The sequence below is a fragment of the Prevotella sp. MGM1 genome (assembly GCF_002933775.1).
GTDB lineage: Bacteria > Bacteroidota > Bacteroidia > Bacteroidales > Bacteroidaceae > Prevotella.
The window spans coordinates 21,030-43,330 of sequence record NZ_BEWV01000125.1 but is presented as its reverse complement, the minus strand read 5'-3'; the positions used below and the strand labels follow the sequence as shown (position 1 = coordinate 43,330).

22 protein-coding genes are annotated in these 22,301 nt (G+C 47.5%); 12 read left to right on the top strand and 10 right to left on the bottom strand.

The annotated features are described in order from the left end of the window. Positions 1–15 precede the first annotated feature (15 nt). The 5 genes from atpF (at position 16) to MoGM_RS04270 (ending at position 6,178) form a co-directional block, all read left to right on the top strand. On the top strand, positions 16–540 hold the full coding sequence (gene atpF, locus MoGM_RS04290) for a F0F1 ATP synthase subunit B (protein WP_104368899.1): 525 nt from the start codon (positions 16–18) through the stop codon (positions 538–540). A 10-nt stretch (positions 541–550) separates the two neighbouring features. After that, positions 551–1,087 carry a F0F1 ATP synthase subunit delta gene (locus MoGM_RS04285; protein ID WP_104368898.1) on the top strand — a complete coding sequence of 179 codons (537 nt, stop codon included), beginning with the start codon at positions 551–553 and terminating at the stop codon, positions 1,085–1,087. Positions 1,088–1,145: 58 nt separating this feature from the next. After that, positions 1,146–2,732 (top strand): F0F1 ATP synthase subunit alpha, encoded by a 1,587-nt coding sequence (gene atpA, locus MoGM_RS04280; protein ID WP_104368897.1) that lies wholly within the window; start codon positions 1,146–1,148, stop codon positions 2,730–2,732. Between the two features lie 6 nt (positions 2,733–2,738). After that, positions 2,739–3,704 carry a F0F1 ATP synthase subunit gamma gene (locus MoGM_RS04275; RefSeq protein WP_104368896.1) on the top strand — a complete coding sequence of 322 codons (966 nt, stop codon included), beginning with the start codon at positions 2,739–2,741 and terminating at the stop codon, positions 3,702–3,704. Between the two features lie 167 nt (positions 3,705–3,871). Beyond that, positions 3,872–6,178 (top strand): ATP-dependent helicase, encoded by a 2,307-nt coding sequence (locus MoGM_RS04270; RefSeq protein WP_104368895.1) that lies wholly within the window; start codon positions 3,872–3,874, stop codon positions 6,176–6,178. 419 nt (positions 6,179–6,597) lie between these two features. Here the strand turns inward: MoGM_RS04270 and MoGM_RS13295 are convergent, their stop codons facing one another. Genes MoGM_RS13295 through MoGM_RS04255 form a run of 3 tightly spaced genes read right to left on the bottom strand, consistent with a single transcriptional unit; the run spans position 6,598 to position 9,035 of the window. Beyond that, positions 6,598–6,714 (bottom strand): dehydrogenase, encoded by a 117-nt coding sequence (locus MoGM_RS13295; RefSeq protein ID WP_104368894.1) that lies wholly within the window; start codon positions 6,712–6,714, stop codon positions 6,598–6,600. Further along, positions 6,714–8,177, bottom strand: a complete 1,464-nt coding sequence (locus MoGM_RS04260) for a DUF4270 domain-containing protein (RefSeq protein ID WP_104368893.1) — start codon at positions 8,175–8,177, stop codon at positions 6,714–6,716. Before MoGM_RS04260 ends, MoGM_RS13295 begins: the two co-directional genes overlap by 1 nt. 51 nt (positions 8,178–8,228) lie before the next feature. Further along, a complete protein-coding gene (locus MoGM_RS04255) occupies positions 8,229–9,035 on the bottom strand; it encodes a glycogen/starch synthase (RefSeq protein WP_104368892.1) in 807 nt (268 codons plus the stop codon). 175 nt (positions 9,036–9,210) lie between these two features. On the opposite strand from MoGM_RS04255, the gene panC reads away from it, so the two are divergent. Both panC and panD read left to right on the top strand, forming a co-directional pair. Then, entirely contained in the window at positions 9,211–10,059 is an 849-nt protein-coding gene (panC, locus tag MoGM_RS04250) for a pantoate--beta-alanine ligase (protein WP_104368891.1), read from the top strand. A 2-nt stretch (positions 10,060–10,061) separates the two neighbouring features. Continuing rightward, positions 10,062–10,406 carry an aspartate 1-decarboxylase gene (panD, locus tag MoGM_RS04245; RefSeq protein WP_104368890.1) on the top strand — a complete coding sequence of 115 codons (345 nt, stop codon included), beginning with the start codon at positions 10,062–10,064 and terminating at the stop codon, positions 10,404–10,406. A 195-nt stretch (positions 10,407–10,601) separates the two neighbouring features. On the opposite strand, the gene MoGM_RS04240 is transcribed toward panD, so the two are convergent. The 6 genes from MoGM_RS04240 to MoGM_RS04220 form a co-directional block, all read right to left on the bottom strand. Next, positions 10,602–11,018, bottom strand: coding sequence for a biotin/lipoyl-containing protein (locus MoGM_RS04240; RefSeq protein ID WP_104368889.1), 417 nt, complete (start codon positions 11,016–11,018; stop codon positions 10,602–10,604). Positions 11,019–11,039: 21 nt separating this feature from the next. Beyond that, positions 11,040–11,195, bottom strand: coding sequence for a hypothetical protein (locus MoGM_RS13150; protein ID WP_172203723.1), 156 nt, complete (start codon positions 11,193–11,195; stop codon positions 11,040–11,042). Between the two features lie 81 nt (positions 11,196–11,276). Then, positions 11,277–12,842 (bottom strand): acyl-CoA carboxylase subunit beta, encoded by a 1,566-nt coding sequence (locus MoGM_RS04235; protein WP_104368888.1) that lies wholly within the window; start codon positions 12,840–12,842, stop codon positions 11,277–11,279. Positions 12,843–12,854: 12 nt separating this feature from the next. Beyond that, complete coding sequence (mce, locus tag MoGM_RS04230; protein ID WP_104368887.1) at positions 12,855–13,259, bottom strand: methylmalonyl-CoA epimerase; 405 nt, start codon at positions 13,257–13,259, stop codon at positions 12,855–12,857. A 96-nt stretch (positions 13,260–13,355) separates the two neighbouring features. Beyond that, on the bottom strand, positions 13,356–15,743 hold the full coding sequence (locus tag MoGM_RS04225; protein ID WP_371410498.1) for a carboxypeptidase-like regulatory domain-containing protein: 2,388 nt from the start codon (positions 15,741–15,743) through the stop codon (positions 13,356–13,358). 47 nt (positions 15,744–15,790) lie between these two features. Beyond that, positions 15,791–16,786, bottom strand: a complete 996-nt coding sequence (locus MoGM_RS04220) for a GNAT family N-acetyltransferase (protein WP_104368886.1) — start codon at positions 16,784–16,786, stop codon at positions 15,791–15,793. Between the two features lie 677 nt (positions 16,787–17,463). On the opposite strand from MoGM_RS04220, the gene MoGM_RS04215 reads away from it, so the two are divergent. Genes MoGM_RS04215 through MoGM_RS04200 form a run of 4 tightly spaced genes read left to right on the top strand, consistent with a single transcriptional unit; the run spans position 17,464 to position 19,870 of the window. Then, on the top strand, positions 17,464–17,991 hold the full coding sequence (locus tag MoGM_RS04215; protein ID WP_104368885.1) for a nitroreductase family protein: 528 nt from the start codon (positions 17,464–17,466) through the stop codon (positions 17,989–17,991). Positions 17,992–17,993: 2 nt separating this feature from the next. Continuing rightward, on the top strand, positions 17,994–18,779 hold the full coding sequence (locus MoGM_RS04210) for a Rossmann-like and DUF2520 domain-containing protein (RefSeq protein ID WP_104368884.1): 786 nt from the start codon (positions 17,994–17,996) through the stop codon (positions 18,777–18,779). Further along, positions 18,766–19,284 (top strand): HAD family hydrolase, encoded by a 519-nt coding sequence (locus MoGM_RS04205; RefSeq protein ID WP_104368883.1) that lies wholly within the window; start codon positions 18,766–18,768, stop codon positions 19,282–19,284. Before MoGM_RS04210 ends, MoGM_RS04205 begins: the two co-directional genes overlap by 14 nt. 1 nt (position 19,285) lies before the next feature. Then, the gene (locus tag MoGM_RS04200) at positions 19,286–19,870 is read left to right on the top strand and encodes a Maf-like protein (RefSeq protein WP_104368882.1); all 585 of its coding nucleotides are present in this window, start codon (positions 19,286–19,288) and stop codon (positions 19,868–19,870) included. 146 nt (positions 19,871–20,016) lie between these two features. Here MoGM_RS04200 and proS read toward each other — a convergent pair whose 3' ends face one another. Continuing rightward, positions 20,017–21,498 carry a proline--tRNA ligase gene (gene proS, locus MoGM_RS04195; RefSeq protein ID WP_104368881.1) on the bottom strand — a complete coding sequence of 494 codons (1,482 nt, stop codon included), beginning with the start codon at positions 21,496–21,498 and terminating at the stop codon, positions 20,017–20,019. A gap of 127 nt (positions 21,499–21,625) precedes the next feature. Between proS and MoGM_RS04190 the strand changes: the two genes are divergently transcribed. Then, complete coding sequence (locus MoGM_RS04190) at positions 21,626–22,300, top strand: OmpA family protein (RefSeq protein ID WP_104368880.1); 675 nt, start codon at positions 21,626–21,628, stop codon at positions 22,298–22,300. Position 22,301 lies beyond the last annotated feature (1 nt).

Genomic DNA, 22,301 nt, shown 5'->3' with positions numbered 1-22,301 from the left:
ATATAACAAAAATAAATGGGATCACTTAATTTGCCATCAATACTAACACCCGACATCGGGTTGTTATTTTGGATGTCCGTAGCGTTTTTAGTGGTCTTTATAGTGCTTGCAAAGTTTGGATTTCCGGCCATTGTCAATATGGTGGAAAATCGAAAGAGATATATAGACGAAAGTCTTCAGAAAGCACATGAGGCGAACGAGAAATTAGCTAATATTCAAAAAGAAGCCGAATCGATATTGCGCGAGGCCCGTGAAAAGCAGGCGCAGATATTGAAAGAAGCTGCTGAGACGCGTGATGCTATCGTGGAGAAAGCCCAGGAGAAAGCACGCGAGGAGGGTGTGCGCCTTATTAACGATGCAAGGCTCGAGATTGAGAATGAGAAACAGGTTGCAATCAACGACATTCGTAATCAAGTGGCTACTCTCAGTGTAGAGATTGCCGAGAGGGTGTTGCGTGAAAATCTTGGCAACAACAAGGCACAGATGGATTTGATAGATCGCATGTTGGATGGTGTATCTTCTTCCTATTCTGATAATTAAGTAAAGACTGATTGATATGGGAGTAATATCGGTAAGATATGCGCGTGCACTGCTCAAAAGTGCCACAGACGCAAAACAGGAGGATAAGGTATATTCGGAAATGCTTACTTTGTCCGATAGTTATGTTAAGGTACCGGAATTGAGACTTACGATCGAGAATCCGATGCTTCCGCAAGAGACCAAGGAGGCGTTGCTGGTTACGGCCGTAGGCGATAATCCTACAGCATTGACAAAGTCGTTCATACGTTTAGTGTTAAGGAATGACCGTGAGAATGTGATGCAGTTAATGGCGAACTCTTATATAACCCTTTACAGGAGACAGAAGAATATCATTCGTGGAAAACTTACGACCGCTGTGCCGGTATCCTCAGAAACAGAGAATAAGATGCGCGCCATGGTGGAAAGTAAGGCTAAAGGAGCTGTGGAGTTTGAGACAGACGTGGATCCGGATATAATCGGCGGATTTATCTTGGAATATGACACGTTTAGAATGGATGCGAGTGTGAAATCAAAGCTTAACGCCATTCTCACAGCATTAAAGAAATAAAACCAAACCATGATGTGTGCCTGCATGCGTCATGAAGTGTAATAAAGATTTTAAGTTTATGTCAGATAAAATTAAACCAAGCGAAGTTTCCCAGGTGTTGCTTGAGCAGCTTAATGGTGTCAGCGGTAGCGAGAAGTTTGACGAGGTAGGTACCGTGCTTCAGGTGAGTGACGGAGTGGCTCGTATTTACGGACTGCGCAATGCCGAGGCCAATGAGCTTCTTGAGTTTGAAAATGGCACGATGGCAATCGTGATGAACCTTGAAGAAGACAATGTCGGTTGCGTGCTTCTTGGTACTACGTCGGGCATTAAAGAAGGGATGGTTGTCAAGCGTACAAAGCGCATTGCCTCAATACGTGTGAATGATAATATGCTTGGGCGTGTTATCAATCCTTTGGGTGAGGCAATAGACGGAAGAGGTGACATTGATCTGACCGAGTCTTTCGAAATGCCGCTTGACCGTAAGGCTCCGGGTGTTATCTATCGCCAGCCTGTCAAGGAACCGCTGCAAACGGGATTGAAAGCCGTTGACTCCATGATACCTATCGGGCGCGGTCAGCGCGAGCTTATCATCGGCGACCGTCAGACAGGTAAAACCGCCATTGCGGTAGACGCGATAATAAACCAGAAGAGCTTTTATGACGCGGGCAAGCCTGTATATTGCATCTATGTGGCAATAGGACAGAAGGCCAGTACGGTGGCGGCTCTTGTATCTACTCTTAAAGAGCATGGTGCGATGCCATATACAATAATCGTGGCTGCGACAGCTGCTGATCCGGCAGCCATGCAGTATTATGCACCGTTTGCCGGAGCTGCAATCGGTGAGTATTTCCGCGATAGAGGCCATTCGGCGCTCGTAGTATATGACGACTTGTCCAAACAGGCTGTCGCTTATCGTGAGGTCTCATTGATTTTGCGCCGTCCTTCAGGCCGTGAGGCATATCCCGGTGATGTGTTCTATCTGCACAGCCGTCTTTTGGAGCGTGCCGCGCGTATTAATGACCAGCAGGAAGTGGCGGAGAAGATGAACGATCTGCCCGAGTGCATGAAAGGTCATGTAAGGGGAGGCGGTTCGCTTACGGCGCTACCCATTATCGAAACCCAGGCTGGAGATGTATCGGCTTATATCCCTACAAATGTGATTTCAATCACCGACGGACAGATTTATTTGGAGACAGACCTGTTCAATCAAGGTTTCCGACCGGCCATCAATGTTGGTATATCAGTATCCCGTGTGGGCGGTTCGGCTCAGATAAAGAGTATGAAGAAAGTTGCGGGAACATTGAAGATCGATCAGGCCCAATACCGTGAACTTGAAAGTTTCTCCAAGTTCTCAAGCGATATGGACTCTGTGACAGCGATGATGCTTGACCGCGGCCGAAAGAACAATCAGCTATTGATACAGCAGCAGTACACTCCTATGCCGGTAGGGGAGCAAGTCGCTATAATCTACTGCGGTACGAACGGTCTTATGCATGATGTGCCGATAGAGGATGTTCGTGAGTGCCAGGATGCGTTCCTCGACAAGTTGCGTTCCACCCATCCGGAGGTAATAGAGGCTCTGGCATCAGGAAAGATAGACGATGATATTACTGCGGTGATAAAGTCTGTGATGGCAGATATTGCCGGTCAGTATAAAAGCTAACAGCCTATGCCGTCATTGAAGGAAATAAAGACCCGTATAGCCAGTGTCAACAGTACCCGTAAGATTACGAGTGCGATGAAGATGGTTGCGTCCTCGAAGTTGCACCATGCCCAGATACTGATAGAGAATATGCTTCCCTATGAGACAATGCTCGAGCATATTCTTAAAACATTCCTCGCATCAGAGGCCGATGCAACGACGGTATTCAGTATAGAGAGACCCGTCAAGCGTGTGGCACTGATTGTATATGCTTCGAACAGCAGTTTATGTGGCGGATTTAACGCAAATATATTGAAGATGATGCAGCAGGCTGTTGATGAATATGCCGATTTGGGAAAAGAGAACATCATAATCTATCCTATCGGGCGTAAGGTAGCAGAGAGGGTGGCTAAGCTCGGGTTGAAGTCGGCAGGTGATTTCACTGGCTTGGCCGACAGTCCGAATGTGGGTCAATGTATTGAGTTGGCGAGGGAACTTGGGCGTAAATTCATGAGCGGTGAGGTTGACCGTGTAGAGATGATATATCATCATTTCAAAAGTGCCGGTTCGCAGATACTTACCCGCAAACCTTTCCTGCCGATAGACTTGACAAGTGAGCTGGCTCGTGACCGTGAGCGTGACCTGTCTGTCAATATTGTTACTCGACAGACTCAGGAGTATCTTCGCAAGAAGCAGCAGGAGGCTGTGCGCAATACCGAGATGGCCAAACCGCTCAATGACAATTTTATCGTGGAGCCTGACATGAATACAGTGCTCGGCCTGCTGATCCCCAAATTGGCGCATCTGATGCTCTACACAGCCCTGCTCGACAGTAACGCAAGTGAGCATGCGGCCCGTATGGTGGCAATGCAGACGGCTACAGACAATGCCGATGAATTGCTCCGAGAGTTGAATTTGCAGTATAACAAGAGCAGGCAGCAAGCCATTACGAGCGAGCTTCTCGACATCGTCGGAGGGTCAGTCAATAAATAAGATACATTCACGGTATAAATACTATTGTGTATCAAGGCCGCCCGGTGCGGTAAAGATATTTACGAGGAGGGGTTTGCCAAAAAGCAAATCTCTCCTTTTAATTTGCTTTCGACATTCTTGTTTGCCAAATAAATGTGCTAATTTTGTAGTTTCAAACGTATATTGAAATGACAGAAGAGACATTATTGGAGCGGTTGAACGACGGTCAGCGTGCTGCGGTTGAGTATTGCGATGGCGCTTCCCTTGTGATTGCCGGCGCAGGTTCTGGCAAGACACGTGTGTTGACATATAAAATAGCTTATCTTTTGAAGAAAGGTATGCACCCGTGGAACATACTGGCACTTACTTTTACCAACAAAGCGGCTCGCGAGATGAAAGAGCGCATAGGTAAGCTTGTAGGTGCGGACGACGCACGTCGACTGAACATGGGAACGTTTCACTCCGTTTTTTCTCGTATACTGCGTGCGGAGGCAGACATAATCGGCTATAACCGGAATTTCACCATATACGATCAGAATGATTCCCGCTCTTTGATAAAGACCATAATCAAAGAGATGGCACTTGATGATAAAGTGTATAAAGCCTCGACCGTGGCCGACAGGATTAGCATGGCCAAGAACCGTTTGCTGCTGCCGATGGCGTATGCCAATAATACTTTGGAAGTGGCGGCAGACAGGGAAAGGAAGCAGCCGGCCATAAAAGATATTTATATACGTTATGCCGATAGGTGCAGGCAGGCCAACGCCATGGATTTCGATGATTTGCTGGTGAACACCTATATATTGTTCGATACCAACGATGACGTTCGCCGTAAGTATGTCGAGCGCTTCATGTATGTTCTTGTGGATGAGTATCAGGACACAAACTATGTCCAGCAGGCCATTGTGATGCAGTTGACAAAAGAGCATCGCCGTATATGCGTTGTTGGGGACGATGCCCAAAGTATCTATGGTTTCCGCGGAGCAAATATTGATAATATTCTTGGTTTTACCGACTCTTATGATGGAGCTAAATTATTTAAGCTCGAACAAAACTATCGTTCTACGCAGGCGATAGTGGAAGCGGCCAATAGTCTGATAAAGAAAAACTCACGTCAGATACCTAAAAATGTATTCAGTGAGAATGCTCAGGGTGACCGTTTGGTTTTCAAGCAGGCATATAGCGACAAGGAAGAGGCTATCATTGTATGCAATGACATACAGCGAATAAAATCGGTGACGCACTGCGGATATTCGTCTTTTGTCATTCTTTACCGCACAAATGCCCAAAGCCGGAGTTTTGAGGAGAGCATGCGTAAGATGAACATCCCGTATAGGATATACGGCGGATTAAGTTTCTATCAGCGAAAAGAGATAAAAGACATTGTGGCATATTTCCGTATGGTTGTCAATCCTGATGATGAGGAAGCGTTGCGCAGGATAATCAATTATCCTACCCGTGGCATTGGCGACACTACAGTGAAGAAAATAATGAATGCCGCCAATGAGGCCGGAGTAGGTCCGTGGGCGGTTATCTGTGAGCCGGACAACTATCCTACAGGTTTGAACAATGGAACATTGAGAAAGCTGGCGGACTTTCGTGCGTTGGTAGACGAATGGAGGGAGCGGTCAGCGACAGACGATGCATATCATTTAGGACACGATATAATCCAAGGCAGCGGAATAAGCAAGGATATTTACGGCGGACGTGAGCCGGAAGACATGTCAAGACAGGAAAATGTAGACGAGTTCTTGTCCGGTATGCAGGATTTTGTGGAGAGTAGAATGGAGGAGGGTATGATAGACCATGTATCGCTTGGTGACTTCTTGCAGGAGATAGCTTTGCTTACAGACCTTGACAGCGATGATGGGGATAATGACGATAAGGTATCGCTCATGACTATTCATAGTGCCAAGGGACTTGAATTTCCGAATGTCTTTATAGTGGGATTGGAAGAGAATATATTTCCTTCTCCTGCCAGTTGTGACAATCCGAGAGAGCTTGAAGAGGAGCGTAGATTACTTTATGTGGCAGTGACAAGGGCAGAGAAAAGATGTGTTATGACATGTGCGAAAAGTCGTTTCAGATATGGGCACATGGAGTTCAGTTCTCCGTCACGCTTCATACGTGATTTCGCTCCCGGTCTGATACGAATAGACTCGGGAAATAAATTTGATGACTCCGAGTATACCGTACCTCAATACAGTCACAGGCATAATTATGACGTTCGACATCCACAGCCGCAGGCACGACCGGCGACGCCTTCTCCCGTGCCTTCGAGATTGAAACCGATAACAGCCACTTCTTCTACTGTCACGGCAAAGCCTTTCGGGCAGGTAGGCGAAGGTTCTGTAATAGAGCATCAGCGTTTTGGAGTAGGACGTATTGTGAAAATAGAAGGAACCGGTGAGAACACAAAGGCGACGGTTGAGTTCAAAAATGCAGGAACCAAACAGTTGCTTTTGAAATTCGCAAGATATAATATCATTGAATGAAAGTTGTCCTAAATCTTTATTATATAGTGACTATTACTTTGTTTTTTAGGTTTATGTGTTTTGGTTGTTAAGTGTATTCACATGTTTCAGCCGAAGTGTATTGGAGTGTTTCGTCAATAATATACCAGTGCCCGGAAGCCACGGTGCATAGACCGTACCCCCTCCACCACACACGGTACATAAACGGTAACCACATGTCACATAACGATAAAAACAACACATAATAGCCCACGATATTAAAAACAAGTAAAACAACACACATAAACGGTAAATCACAGTATGGAATTCATAAAGACATGGGAGTTTTGTGTGAGAAACCGCATGGCCTGGATTTTATGAAAAGCCGTGATTAATAACTTTACGTGTAAATAAGAAAGTCTCAATAATCGGCCGATGAATGCAAAAAAATATCATCTTCCTTATTTATCGGAAGATGATATTTTACTCTTTGGCAGATGTGATCTTTTCTTTTTCAGATATGCGGCCTTTCTGGTTTCGTATTCTTCCCGATGCTTTTCAAGATAGTTGTCTGCCATTATTCCTTTATAAACCTGTTGTATATCACGCTTATCTTTATTGGGTTTCTCGGGTTGTCCTTTCCGCCTACGAGTCGTGTGCTTTTCAGCGACATCTCGTTCGATACGTTGGTCACAGACGATGCCGTTGACGATGAATTGCGTGTTATCGAGATAGGTACAAGTACTACCTTGTTCCAGTCTTCTGATGCTTTCCCACTCATTCTGGCTTCATACATTGCCGAAATAAGCGTTGATATGTTGTTGAAAGTGTATGTGTTGTATGAACTGTTGTAAGAGGCCACGAACGATGTCTTGTAGTTCGGCAGTTCTTTTCTCTCGAAAAATTCGTACAGGCTGTCTTTGTGTACCATAAGCAGGTTCTGCGGTTTTCCGAAGGCGTAGTCTTCATCCGTGGCGTCGTTCATGGCGTTGAACACAATTTTTGCCGAGCTGATGGTGTCTTTATCGTGGTTGAGCTTTATCTCTTCCACGGGAATGGTCACTTCCGTGAATATTCCTGCCGGCGCTTTGATATATGTGCATGTGTTGTCTGCCGCAAGCCGATCTATGGTTTTCCTGTCGTTGACTATGTTTGTTGTCTGCATCACTTCTTCTGTGCCTGATAATAGCAATGTACCGTTATATGTACTGTCATTCAAGTATTTGTAATATAGCGCCAGTTCTGTGAGATATACTTCCGACATCACGCCCAATCCGTCTGTAGACTTGATGTAAAAGCCAGGACATACGTTGTGAATGAAGTTGTATGAGTTTTTGAAATCATCGGGATTATCGAAATATTTCCTCATGATGTACGTTCCGTAGTTCTCATATTGGTTTCCGGCCGCGTCAATATACGGCTCGTTCAGCGGTATGCTCACAGACTCCATGTTTGTCTTGTCCACGATTTTGTAGCGTACGCTGTCGCTGAGATTAAGATCTACCGGTGTATATGTCTTGCTTTTCTTTATGGCGTTGGCATCGGTTCTGAGAAGGCCTGCCGTTTCCGGATTATAATTGGTATAGTAGGGGATGCCTTCTTTAATCGGTTGTGCCATTTCGTGTACGGTCAGACGCATGGGGTTTAGCGAGTCGCCGATAGACGAATAGAAATATATATTCAGTTTGCAAGAGTCGGCTATGATGTCATTGTTTTCATTACGGCTTACTATGCTGTCCTGTTCCGGAAGCAGTTTGCTGTCGTCAAACGATTCCAATACGGCGAATTGGGTAGTATAATTGCTCGTGACGTATGTTTTTGTCTCCGGGTCTTTGATGTGTCCCAAATAACTGTATTGGCTACTCGACAAAACGGAATCGATGATTATGGATTTTGTTGTGACGTTGAATGTGTCTGGGATGATGTCGAATTTGTCAACGTCGTTCGTAAGTGAGTTTCCTAATGTATCGGTAGTGTCATCGCATGCGGAAAAGCATACTGCCGCAATGGCAATACAGAATAATTGTTTTATGTTCATCATTATTGAAGTCTTGTGATTCTTAATGATTTAAATTTCTTTATTTGTTGTCGTTTATTCTCCGCAGATACTGTTATAGAAAGATTCATATTGCTCTGCGAAATCTTCTCCCGGGTATTTAAGCAACGGTATATTGCTGTTTTCCGTATATTTTATCAGTTCACTGTCAACATTACCGTCAGCTTCTATCACGCCGTCTGAATAGTCTATCGCAAGTTTACCAAGCTCCCTGAAATCAAACGGGTCGTTGTATTTGGTAAACAAATCAGCTTTTGCATCCCTGAATTCGAGACATTTTTTGATGTTGCTTCCCAAATCGTTTTTCAGCTCGTTTGTGAAAAGTGAGGTAACAACCTTTGCGTTGGTAAACGACGGCTCGTCGTGGTATGCCGTCTTTACGTATAGTGGAATTACCGAGCTCATCCACCCTTGGCAGTGGATTATATCCGGAACCCAGCGTAGTTTCTTCACGGTCTCCAATACGCCGCGTGCAAAAAATATGGCTCTTTCACCGTTGTCGGTATAGTCATTTCCGTTTTCATCGGCCGCCATGAGGCGCTTTGCGAAGTAATCGTCGTTGTCGATGAAGTAAACCTGTATGCGGGAAGCCTGTATCGAAGCTACTTTTATAATCAGCGGATGATCAGTGTCGTCGATGATAAGATTCATTCCGGAGAGTCTTATGACCTCATGCAGTTGGCCGCGGCGTTCGTTTATGTTTCCCCATTTAGGCATGAACGTGCGGATTTCGTGTCCTTTTTCCTGTATTGCTTGGGGCAGATTACGTCCCATGGTCGAAAGGCCGCTTTCCGGGACGTAAGGAGAAATCTCCTGGTTAATGAATAATACTTTCTTTGTCATGACTTTGTTTTTAATCAAATGCAAAGTTACTAAAATATTTGGCAATTTCGAAATATAATATGTGATTTTAAGCGAATAGGCTTTTTATTTGGCATATTTTTACTCTATTCTTTCCTTTATTTGGCAAAAAAGTTGTTATTTTGCACCCGATTTAAATAAAAGCGTTGTTATTGCAATGAAAGTATTTAGTAGGATTGTTGATGTCCAGAACGAGCTTTTTGCTTATCGCAAACAAGCAAAGACGGTGGGACTTGTGCCTACGATGGGTGCCCTCCATGAGGGGCACGCCTCGCTTGTCAGGCGTAGTGTGGCGGAAAACGATGTGACTGTGGTTTCCGTGTTTGTCAATCCGACACAGTTTAACGACAAGAATGATTTGCGTAATTATCCGCGGACACTTGATGCCGATTGTGCTTTGCTTTCCGAGTGTGGCGCCGATATAGTTTTCGCCCCATCAGTGGAGGAGATGTATCCGCAGCCCGACAACCGTTATTTTGAGTTCCCTCCCGTATCTACCGTGATGGAAGGTGCTCATCGTCCCGGCCATTTTAATGGTGTTTGCCAGGTCGTGAGCCGCCTTTTTTATATCGTGAGGCCTGATAATGCATATTTCGGAGAGAAAGATTGGCAGCAGATAGCCGTGATAAAGGCGATGGTTTCCAGTCTCGGGTTAAGAGTGAATATAGTAGAGTGTCCTATAATACGTGACGAGGACGGTCTTGCCCGTTCAAGCCGTAATACGTTGCTGTCTCCGGATGAGCGTCTGATCGCTCCTGAGATATACAAGGTTTTGAGCGAGAGCATATCATATTCGGCAACCCACACTGTTGCCGATACGCACGATTTTGTGGTAGAAAAGATAAACTCCGTTGATGGTTTGGAGGTGGAGTATTTCTCAATCGTTGACGGAGACACTCTGCAGGATGTTCTTTCTTGGGATGAATCGGAACATGTCGTGGGCTGCATAACCGTATATTGCGGTAAAACTCCCATCCGTCTTATAGATCATATAAAGTATAAGTGACTATGATGATAAATGTGTTGAAGTCAAAATTGCATTGTGTCACTGTGACAGAGGCAAATCTTAATTATATGGGAAGTATCACCATTGATGAGGATTTGATGGATGCGGCAGGCATGATAGCTGGCGAGAAAGTGCAGATAGTTAACAATAATAATGGTGAGCGTTTTGAAACATATATAATAAAAGGCGAGAGAGGCTCTGGCTGCATCTGTCTTAACGGAGCCGCCGCGCGTAAGGTGCAGGTAGGTGACGTGTGCATCATCATATCGTATGCGCTCATGGACTTTGAAGAGGCAAAGGCATTCAAGCCTACAGTTGTCTTTCCGAAAGAGGGCAATATGTTGTGATAAGGATTGGTTTCATCCTTGTCATTAGACAGTATCGGAACCATTTGAAAACCATTGTCGGAAATAGCTTTTATAGCAACCGATAGTTTGCCGATAAGTCATGATTAATGTTCGATAAATCATAATTGTAAATGAAAATCCCGGTAAAAGAGCCTTTTACCGGGATTTTCATTTACAATTATGACGCTGTATTGATTATTCCATTATCACGAGATCATCCCCTTCCATAACGCTTTGTCCCGGTTGCACGCATATTGCTTTCACCTTTCCGGACTTTTCCGCGTCGAGATTGTTCGCCATTTTCATGGCTTCCAGTACAACAAGGGTATCTCCTTCCTTTATTTCATCCCCTACGTTCACTTTCACGTCCTTTATCACTCCCGGCAGCGGAGCTTTCAAGGCATCCTGGTTGATTATCCTGCGGTTGCCCGACGGACTCGGCTGTTGTACAACCGGACGAACGACAACTTTCGGCTTCTCCGGCTTCACTTCCGGTTCAATCTCTACCTTATAGTCTTCCCCGTTAACCTTTATGCTGGCTATGTTGTCAACGATTTCGTCTATTGTTATTTCGTATTTATTTCCGTTTATCGTATATTTATATTCTTTCATATTACATTCTCCTATGTATCTTTATGGATGTTCGGTCATTGAAAAGGCGTGTCCGTTCCATTGGGTATCATGTTTCAAAATCGTTATCTTGCCCGATTCGTCATCGTGCACATTGTTTCCTTGATACTCATGAATGGCCAGTGCAATGGCTGCGAAAACTTCATTTTGTTGTTTCATGATTCATTTGTTTTATTCTTTAAAAAGAACTGAGAGAACGATATACACGCATTCTCCCAGTTCTTGCTGAAATCTCTGAAATTACATAGGGATGTTTCCGTGCTTCTTGGCGGGCAGGCTCTCGCGTTTTGTGGCGAGTTGAGCCAGTGCGCGGCAGATGCGGAAACGTGTGTTGCGCGGTTCTATCACATCGTCAATGTAGCCATACTTGGCCGCTTGATAAGGATTGGCGAACATCTCTGTGTATTCTTCTTCTTTTTCCGCAAGGAAAGCGTTGGCGTCTTCGCCTGCGTCTTTCTTTGCTTTTGCTTCTTTTGCGCAGAGGACGGCAACAGCTCCCGATGCTCCCATCACGGCAATCTCGGCCGAGGGCCATGCGTAGTTGAGGTCGGCACGCAATTGTTTGCAACCCATCACGATGTGACTTCCGCCATAGCTCTTGCGCAGTGTGACCGTAATCTTTGGAACGGTGGCTTCTCCGTATGCGTAAAGCAGTTTCGCACCGTGCAGTATGACAGCGTTGTACTCCTGTCCCGTGCCGGGCAGGAATCCGGGAACGTCTACGAGTGAAACGATAGGAATATTGAATGCGTCGCAGAATCTCACGAAGCGTGCGCCTTTACGGCTTGCGTTAACATCGAGAACACCTGCATAGCATGAGGGCTGGTTGGCGACAATACCGACGCTCTGGCCGTTGAAACGTGCGAAGCCGACAATGATGTTCTTGGCGAATTTGGGTTGTACTTCGAAAAACTCACCGTTGTCAACGATAGAGCCGATCACCTTGTACATATCGTATGCCTCGTTGGGGCTCTCGGGAATGATCTCGTTCAGTGTGTCTTCCAGGCGGTCGATCGGGTCGTCGCAGTTCTTTCTCGGAGCCGTCTCCATATTGTTGGAAGGTATGTAGCTGAGCAGGGTTTTAATCATCTGGATACCCTCTTCCTCTGTCGACGCGGTGAAATGGGTCACGCCGCTCTTGGTTGCGTGAACGCTTGCGCCGCCGAGATGTTCCTGGTCGATATCCTCTCCTGTCACGGTCTTCACCACTTTCGGACCCGTGAGGAACATATATGAGGTGTTCTCCATCATAAGCGTGAAGTCTGTGAGTGCCGGAGAGTAAACCGCTCCGCCAGCACACGGGCCGAAAATACCGCTTATCTGTGGGATGACACCGGATGCGAGGATGTTACGCTCGAAGATCTCTCCATATCCGGCCAGGGCGCATATTCCTTCCTGGATACGTGCGCCGCCCGAGTCGTTGATGCCTATCACCGGCGCGCCCATCTTCATGGCCATGTCCATTACCTTGCAGATCTTTTGCGACATGGTTTCCGAAAGCGAACCTCCGTTTACGGTAAAGTCCTGGGCAAAAATGAAAACAAGACGACCGTCGATTGTTCCCGAACCAGTCACCACGCCATCTCCGAGATACAGTTTCTTCTCCATTCCGAAGTTGGTGCAACGGTGCAGTTTGAACATGTCATACTCTTCGAAGCTGCCTTCGTCGAGCAGCATGTCTATACGCTCGCGTGCTGTGTACTTGCCGCGTGCGTGCTGTTTTTCTATTGCTTTCTCACCACCGCCGATACGGGCCTGTTCGCGCTTTTCGATGAGTTGCTTGATTTTTTCTAATTGTTTGCTCATTATTCTTTATTTTTAGTGTTCGCAAAGTTCTGTAAGAATGCCGACAGTAGATTTCGGATGCAGGAACGCGATGTTCAGGTTTTCCGCACCTTTGCGCGGAGCCTTGTCTATTAGCTTAATTCCTTTCTCGTCGCACTCGGCCAAAGCGTTTGCCACACCGTCTTCGATGCAGAATGCCACGTGGTGTACACCGTGGTTGCCTTTGTCAAGCCATTTCTGTATAGTACTGTCGGGTGATGTCGGTTCGAGAAGTTCGAGCTTGACCTCGCCGCATTTCAGGAAGGCTGTTTTCACTTTCTGGTCTGCCACTTCTTCGATATTATAACACTTCAATCCAAGTACGTTCTCGAAATAAGGAAGAGACTCCTCTATGCTCTGCACCGCGATACCGAGGTGCTCAATGTGTGAAATCTTCATAACTTTATTTTTAATTATGTTATCTTTTAAATTCCTGCAAAGTTAATGATTATTATTAATAATTATGTATGTATTTACGAAAATATTGTTAAGCCGTCAGAACTCAAACAGTACCTTTCCGTTTATCTGTCGGCCGGTGAGATAGTTGGGCACGGCATACTGTTGGTTGGTGACATCCGTCACCCAATAGTACGAGTTGACGTTGCTTATGCCGAAAAGGTTCAGGCAGTCTATGCCGAGCCATATATTCTTGAATACGCTTTTTTTCTTTTTGTCTTCATTGTCGTATGCCTTGTAGCTCATGCCCACGTCGGCACGCTTGTATGCCGGAGCGCGAAAATGCTGATATTCCAGTCCTTTGTGCGGTGCTCCGAACGGCAGACCGTCTGCGAAAGCCAGTTTCAGTGTCATTTTCCAGCGTTCCGTTCCGGGGAAATAGTCCGTGAAGTGCAGGTTGACGCCGTATCTCTGGTCGGTAGGCATTGGAACCCACATACCGTTCATTTTCAGTTTTGTGCTCATCAGTGAGAATGTCACCCATGAGTCTGTGCCTGGCACAAACTCACCGTATAGCTTGATATCTATGCCTGCCGAGTATCCGCTGCACTGGTTGCCGTTGTAGTATGTTATTTTCACGTTGTTCACGTTGTAGGGGATTATGTTTCCCAATGCCTTGTAATAAGCCTCGGCCGTGAACTTGTACGGTCTTTCCTTCATTTTGAATTTATAGTCGAATGCCGCCACGAAGTGTATCGAACGTTGGCTTTTGATTTTCTCGTTGAGCGTGACCGTCGTGGCTCCGTTTGCCGTCGTGGTGTCTCGCAGTTCTTTGAAAAACGGTGTCTGATAGTAAATACCGGTAGCCAACCTGAATGTTATGTCCTGGTTGAATGCCGGTATGATGGCGAGCGACATTCGAGGCGACACCACCGTCTCCTTGTTGAACGACCAGTGGCTGAACCTCACGCCGAAGTTGAGTGTGTACAGTGTCTGCCGTTCCGTGCCTGTCGAGAATCTGTAAGTGTCTTGTAAATATCCTTCGAGACGGTTGCTGCTCAGCGTGTTTTGTGATTTCATGGAATATATCATGTCGAGCCGGTCTGGAGAGTGGGGGATGGAGTATCCGCTGGAATCCCTCATCTCGTATTCGCGTGAGTTCTCTTTCACTTTTTCAATCTTGTATGTCAGTCCTGCTTCGAGGTCGTGCCGTTTCATCTTGTGCTTCATCATCAGTTTGAAGTTCTGTACATCGGCTGTCAGGTAGTTGCGCGCGTGCTCCATGTATGTGCCTACTCCGAGATTGGTGCTCATCTGCGTGTCGTCGAGCCAGTACTGGCCTTGCGTGTCATAAGTTTCCTGCTCTTTTGTGTGAAATGCCGATGCAAGCAGCGACAGGGATGTGTTCGGCCCGAAATGGCGCGATATGCTGAGCGTGCCGAACAGGGTCCTGAATATGTCTTTCTCGCGTCCGTCGAAATATACGCGGAACGATTTTACGTTTTCCAGCGTTCCGAACGATGTCTCACGGTCTGTGGGAGTGAAGTTGTAGTGGTTTTCCGATATGTTGCCTATCAGGTCGATCGTCCACCGTTGGTTTGGCCTGTAACTTATGTAAGTCTGATAATCGAGGAAGTTCGGGTCATACTCTCCTTTGGTGTCGAGCGAGCCGAGCAGATACCTGTTTGTCTTGTATCTGACGCTGTGGCTCATGGAGAACTTCTTATTGCCGAAACCTATGTATGCCCCGGCGCCGAGCAGCGATGCCGAGACGCTCGCTTCGAACTTCTTCGGACGCCTGTATGTTATGTCGAGAGCCGACGACATCTTGTCGCCATACTTCGCCTCAAATCCGCCCGACGAGAAAGCTATCGACTCTACCATGTCCGGATTGATGACGCTGAGACCCTCCTGCTGTCCGCTTCGTATCAGAAGCGGGCGGTATATCTCCACGTTGTTGATGTACACGGAGTTCTCGTCGAAACTTCCGCCCCTGACATTATACTGCGACGACATCTCATTGTGGGTCGACACTCCCGCCTGCTGCTGTATCAGTTCCTCCACGGCGTTGCCTGTAGCCGTGGGCACTCCTTTGATGTCTTTTATGTCCAGCCGTTCGGTTCCGGTCGTCTGGCGGCGTTTCTCGCTGATTACCACCTCCCCGAGAGCGGCCATCGACGGTAGTGTCACCTCGATGTTGAGTTTTCCTTTCGGCCTGCGGAACACTCTTTTGCGGGCGTTGTAGCCGATCATGGAAAACTTGACTACCACGCTGTCGGCCGAGCTCAGCGTTATGCTGAACTCTCCTTTCAGATTGGTTGCCGTCACCTTGCCCTGTTCAAGACAGGACACTGTTGCCAGTTCTATCGGGTTGTGCTCCTCGTCCACTACCTTGCCGGTAAGAGTGAAGTTGTCTGCAAGGGTTTGCGTGCATGCCGCCATGAGGATGATGAGCGTTATGACATATCTCGGATAAATCTTTTCCATCAAATTAAATAACGCATAATTTCGTTTATTATTGCGTGGTACGGATATTAGCGGTACATCCAGCAGGCCATGGCGTTCAGCCACCTTACCGATATGCGGAACCATCTGAACGTGCTTGCCGGTTTGCCGCCGAAACGCAGGATGAACTCCCTGAACGGGTTTTTGCTGAACGGCAGTCCCACGTCCATGAAAAATATATGGCCGTACCCGTTGTCGTACGCATGTCTGATGGCGTGCCATATCGTCATCGTGTCGGGATGTAGTCTGATGAAGCTCTTTCTCCTGAAAGCCGCATACCACAGGTAAGCATTGCCGTCCGAGTATACGCAGGCGCAGCATCCGATGGTCATGCCTTTGTATTTGGTGATGAAGAGCTTGCCGGAGCCGCTGTCTTTAAGACCTCTGAAAAATATATCGCCGGGTATGTAGCGTTTGGGTTTCAGGATGTTGTGCCTGTGCATCAGTTCCGAGAACGCGGCAAACTCTTCGTCTCCTTCTACCTCCTTTGTCTCCACTCCCTTTTTATATCCGTCTTCTATGTATCGCTTTGTCTTACGGCCGAGCCGTTCTTCCGGTGCTTTGCTGTGCAGTGAGTTGTGTATGCTCATCCAGTGTACGGGGAAATAGCCGGCCGTCCTGAACTGCTTATATCCGAACATCTTTGTACTTATGTGGCTGAACTCGAAATAAAGAACCTTTCCCTGCAACTCTTTTGTCAGCCTGCTTAGCACCAGGCCGAACAGTTCACCTTTCGGATAGCCGGCCTCTTCGGTGCGCTTATCATTATGGTGGTAGTCGCCCTCTCCGTGTATGCGGCAGTGGCGGTATATGTATGGAGGAAATACTGAAAACCTATGCCGCACAACGGCAAGCATGTTGCATAGCACTTTGCCGTCGGCATCTGTCGCTACGGCCATGTATGGCACATGGCGGGGTGTCTGTTCGTATAGCGCGAACAGTGATTTGCCGTGAAAGAAACTCTTGTATTCCATTGTTGGCAGATCTTCGCTGCGTCGGTATATGGTGACTGCGACATCCTTCATAGTGCAAAAATACGAAAACTTTTGATAAAAACGCTATTATTCAGACATTTAATGCGGATTGGCGCTGTAAACGGCCGTGGGGTGCCTGGCGGGTTTGCGGATGTGGGGATAATGTTTTTATGCCGGTGTGTTTGCTGCCTGTTTCGGATTGTTTTTCCTTCACATGGAGTATGGTTGCGTAAATTCGGAATTATGTTTACAAACAGCCTCTCATATTTCGTTTTTTTTAAAATTAAAGTCAGGGCATTGAAAATAAGCGGATTTTGAACCGTTTTTATAAAGTATTGATATGTAGTCGGTTACGTGGATGGCGCGGATTCTCCTTATGAAATATGCCGGTTTTCTGTTGTCTTGTTCATTTATATTTTGCAACGGGTGTCCCGTTGGCCCGCATTCGGTATCCCGTTGTATTGTGACGGGACGCTAAACGCAGCGCAACGGAGTGCTAAACGTGAGGCAACGAGCCGCTCGTTGCGAAAAAACTTGTTTCTGGGCGCAGTGTGGTATATGGATGTATATCGTGTTGCCGTTCTGGTTTGAGAAAAAGCATAGTCGTTTTTTTATGATAATATTATTACATGACGTATTATGCGGGCGTTAAAAAAATGCGGTACACACACGTAACAGAAAAAAAACGATTATCTTTGCATACAGGTGTATAAATCATATATATTGTTATGACAGACTTTAAAGAACTTGTGAAACTGCGTCGCAGTCACAGACAATTTGACGGAAACGAGATTGATGCGGATGACTTGAAGACAATAATCCGTGCCGGACTGATGTCGCCAACCTCAAAAGGACAGCGTGGCTGGCATTTCATAGTGGTCGACGATAAGGAAGACATAAACAAGCTGGCCGATGCCAAGGACATGGGGTCGCAGTTTCTCAAAGGCGCTCCGTTGGCGATAGTGGTGCTTGGCGATGCCATGCGGAACGACTGCTGGGTGGAAGACGGTTCGATAGCGGCCATATCCATGCAGTATCAGGCAGAGGAACTCGGACTGGGCACATGCTGGATACAGATGCGAGGCAGGGGGCTGGGCGACGGTATGGATGCCGACTCCATAATACGTGGCATACTCGGCATTCCCGACAATTACAGCGTGCTGTGCGTGCTGGCGGTAGGCAGGAAGGCTGATGAGCGCAAACCGCAGAACGAGGATAAGTTGAAGTGGGAGAATGTGCACATAAACAAGTTCTGACAATGAGGGTCGTCTTAATCGGTGCCGGTCGGCTGGCTCACAATCTGGGGCAGGCGTTGCTATGTGCCGGACATGATATCGTGCAGGTGTTCAGCCGCACCCGTGAGTCTGCCGCAGCACTGGCAGAGAAGGTAGGAGCCTCTTCGGTTACCGATGTCGAGGCCGTGATAAATGATGCCGACATATATATAATATGTGTCAGCGACTCGGCGTTGCGCGATGTGGCTTCCCGTGTATGTCGCGGGCGGGAGCACAGGCTCTTTGTCCATACGGCGGGTAGCATGCCTGTCGACGTGTTCAAGGGCTTGGCGGAGCGCTACGGGGTGCTTTACCCTATGCAGACGTTCTCCAAAGAGAAAACGGCTGATTTCAGCGTGATACCGTTTTTCATTGAGGCATCTGACGAGATTACGGCAGGTGAGATAGCGGGATTGGCCGGAACGGTTGGCGGTAGTGTCACAAAGCTGTCGTCGGCTTCCCGCCGCACGCTTCATCTCGCGGCCGTATTCGCTTGCAACTTCGTGAACCATTGCTACGCGTTGTCGGCCGACATTCTTGCCTCTGAGGGAATACCGTTTGATGTTATGCTGCCGCTGATAGACGAGACGGCGCGCAAGGTGCACGGTATGTCGCCAGCATCGGCGCAGACGGGGCCTGCCGTCAGGTACGATGTGAATGTCATCCGCCGTCAGAGCGGCATGCTTGCCGACAGGCCGCTGATGAAAGATATATATGAACTGATGAGTAAAAGTATTCACAGAAAAGAGTTGGACAATGATAAACTATGATTTGAAGAAAGTGCGTGCCGTGATATTCGATGTTGACGGAGTGCTGAGCATGCAGACAGTGACGCTGCATCCGAACGGAGAGCCTATGCGCACCGTCAACATAAAAGACGGTTATGCGATACAGCTGGCACAGAAATCGGGCTTGCGCATCGTTATTCTCACGGGAGGAAAGACTGAGAGCATACGCAAGCGTTACGAGGGACTTGGCGTCGAGGATATATACATGGGATGCTCCGTGAAGTTGAAAACATACGAGGAGTTCCTCGCCAAGTACGGGCTTGGCGACGACGAGGTCATATATATGGGCGACGACATTCCAGACTATGAGATAATGAGGCGTGTGGGCTGTCCGGTATGTCCGGCAGACGCTTGTCCCGATATAAAGGACATTTCGGTTTATGTAAGCGACAAGACCGGTGGAAACGGTTGCGGCCGTGATGTAATAGAACAGGTGTTGCGCGCGAAAGGGCTGTGGCTCAGCGGTGCCAAAGCATTCGGGTGGTGATATGTTGGATAATTTAAAGAAATACAGGATTGTGCTGGCGAGCAACTCGCCGCGCAGGCGTGAGCTGCTTGCCGGACTTGGAATAGATTTCGAAGTGCGGGTATTGCCGGATATAGACGAGAGCTATCCCGAAGGAAAACTCGCCACGGCCGACATCCCCCGGTATATAGCCGAGAAAAAAGCTGAAGCCTATCTTGACCGTATGGGGAGCGATGAGCTTATAATAACGGCCGACACGGTGGTAATTGTGGGCGATGAGGTGCTCGGAAAGCCTGCTGACGGTGATGAGGCGAGGGTGATGTTGGGAAAAATCAGCGGTAGAACCCATCAGGTTGTCACTGGAGTCTGCATCGTCACGTGTGGCAGAAGAACGTCGTTTTCTGTCAGTACGGATGTCACCTTCAAGGTTCTGACAGACGAGGAGACAGACTATTACATATCGGAATACCGTCCGTTTGATAAGGCAGGGGCATACGGTATCCAGGAGTGGATAGGTTATGTAGGTGTTACGGGTCTTGAGGGCAGTTACTTTAATGTAATGGGCTTGCCGGTACAGCGTATATACAGCGAACTGCTCGATTTCTGAGTTTTTTCCGTTGCCGTACTAAACGGCTCGACGCCATAAACAAATTTTCGGCCATCGGCCGCATGGATATCTTTTATTTACGGGATGGTTGTCATCACCGTATATTCATGCGGCCGATGGCCGAAAGTTTGTCGTATTTTGTCCTATTAGTAGCTTCTGGCTATTATCACACGGCACTTGGCAGGTTTGCCGCTTACCATGTCGACACCGGGAGTCTGCTCGTATGCAAACGGCACGCAGCGTATCGTGGCTTGGGTGTCTTCCTTGATTTTAGCCTCGGTCTCGGCCGTGCCGTCCCAGTGGCAAAGGAAGAAACCGCCGTTCTTCACTTTCTCCTTGAATTCCTCGTAGTTGTCGCACTCATACACGCGCTCGTCACGATACTTGCGCGCTTTTTCGAGTATGTTCTTCTGTATGTCATCGAGCAACTTACCGGTATATTCCACGATACCGTCCAATGATACCGTCTCTTTTTCAAGCGTATCGCGGCGCATTACCTCGACGGTGTTGTTTTCAAGGTCGCGTCCGCCCATGACGAGACGTACCGGAACGCCTTTCAGTTCATAGTCGGCAAATTTGAATCCAGGGCGTTTATTGTCCGCATCATCATACTTGACACTGATGCCGGCAGCCCTGAGGGCGCTTATCACGGGAGTGAGCTTCTCGGTGATGGCTTGTAATTGCTCCGCACCCTTGGTTATAGGAACTATGACAACCTGTATCGGAGCAAGTTTCGGAGGCAGTACGAGACCGTTGTCGTCGGAGTGTGTCATGATGAGGGCGCCGATAAGGCGGGTCGATACGCCCCATGATGTGGCCCATACATATTCGGGCTTGTTGTCTTTGTTAAGGTATGTGACGTCAAAAGCCTTGGCGAAGTTCTGTCCGAGGAAGTGGCTGGTGCCGCTTTGAAGGGCTTTTCCGTCCTGCATCATTGCCTCGATGGTGTATGTGTCGAGGGCTCCGGCAAACCGTTCGGTCTCGCTTTTCACGCCCTGCAGTACCGGCACGGCCATCCATTGCTCGGCAAACTCGGCATAGACGTGCAGCATTTTCTTTGCTTCCTCTTCCGCCTCCTCGCGTGTGGCGTGGGCGGTGTGTCCTTCCTGCCAAAGGAATTCGCTCGTGCGGAGGAATGGGCGGGTGCGCATTTCCCAACGCATCACGTTGCACCATTGGTTGCACATCAAGGGCAGGTCGCGCCATGAGTGAATCCAGTTCTTATATGTGTTCCAGATGATGGTTTCCGATGTGGGGCGGATGATAAGCTCCTCGTCGAGACGTGCGGCCGGGTCTACCTCGACACCGCTCTTGTCTTCCTTGGCACGGAGACGGTAATGGGTGACAACGGCGCACTCTTTGGCAAATCCTTCGACGTGCTCGGCCTCTCTTGAAAGGAATGACTTGGGTATAAGAAGCGGGAAATAGGCGTTCTGTGCGCCTGTCTCCTTGAACATGTTGTCAAGCTGGCGTTGCATTTTTTCCCATATAGCATATCCGTATGGCTTGATAACCATACATCCTCTGACGGCAGACTGTTCCGCAAGTTCAGCCTTTACGATAAGATCATTGTACCACTGACTGTAATTGTCGGCTCTTTTTGTTAGTTCTTTTAGTTCCTTAGCCATGTTTCTTACTTATTTTATCATAATTTGATTGCAAAAGTACAAAAAAAAGTTGTAAACTGTTCAGTATTGGGATAAATAGACTATCTTTGCATCAAATTCGAGTATTAATTAATAGTTTAATAGCAATATGAAAAAGTTTAAGATTTTTACTTTTGTTCTCTGTCTTGGTATTGTATTGACAGGATGTAATAACACTCAGAAAGGTGCCGCGATCGGTACGGGTGGTGGAGCCGTTTTGGGTGCGATAGTAGGTAAGATAGCCGGTAATACCGGAGTGGGAGCCGCTCTCGGAGCCGCTGTCGGTGCCGGTACGGGTGCTATAATCGGTAATCGTATGGACAAGGCAAAGAAGAGAGCCGAGGCTGTTCAGAATGCCCAGGTTCAGGAGGTTAAAGACGCTAACGGACTTCCTGCCGTGAAGGTGACGTTTGATTCCGGTATCCTTTTTGCCACAAACAAGGCTGACCTTAACACTGCGGCAAAGAATTCCCTGGCAAGTTTCGCCAAGGTGCTTAACGAGTACAAGGATTGTGATGTGGCTATATATGGCCATACCGACAATACCGGTTCTGACGCAATCAACCAGCCGCTTTCCGTAAGCCGCGCCAACAGCGTGTCCAATTACTTGAAGAGCTGTGGCGTTTCCGCTTCACAGATCAAGTCTGTTGAGGGTCAGGGTTCGTCAAATCCTGTTGCCGACAACTCGACTGTTGAAGGCCGCAAGCAAAACCGCCGCGTGGAGGTTTACATGTATGCAAGCGAGCAGATGGTTAAGGCCGCAGAGAACGGAACACTTCAATAAT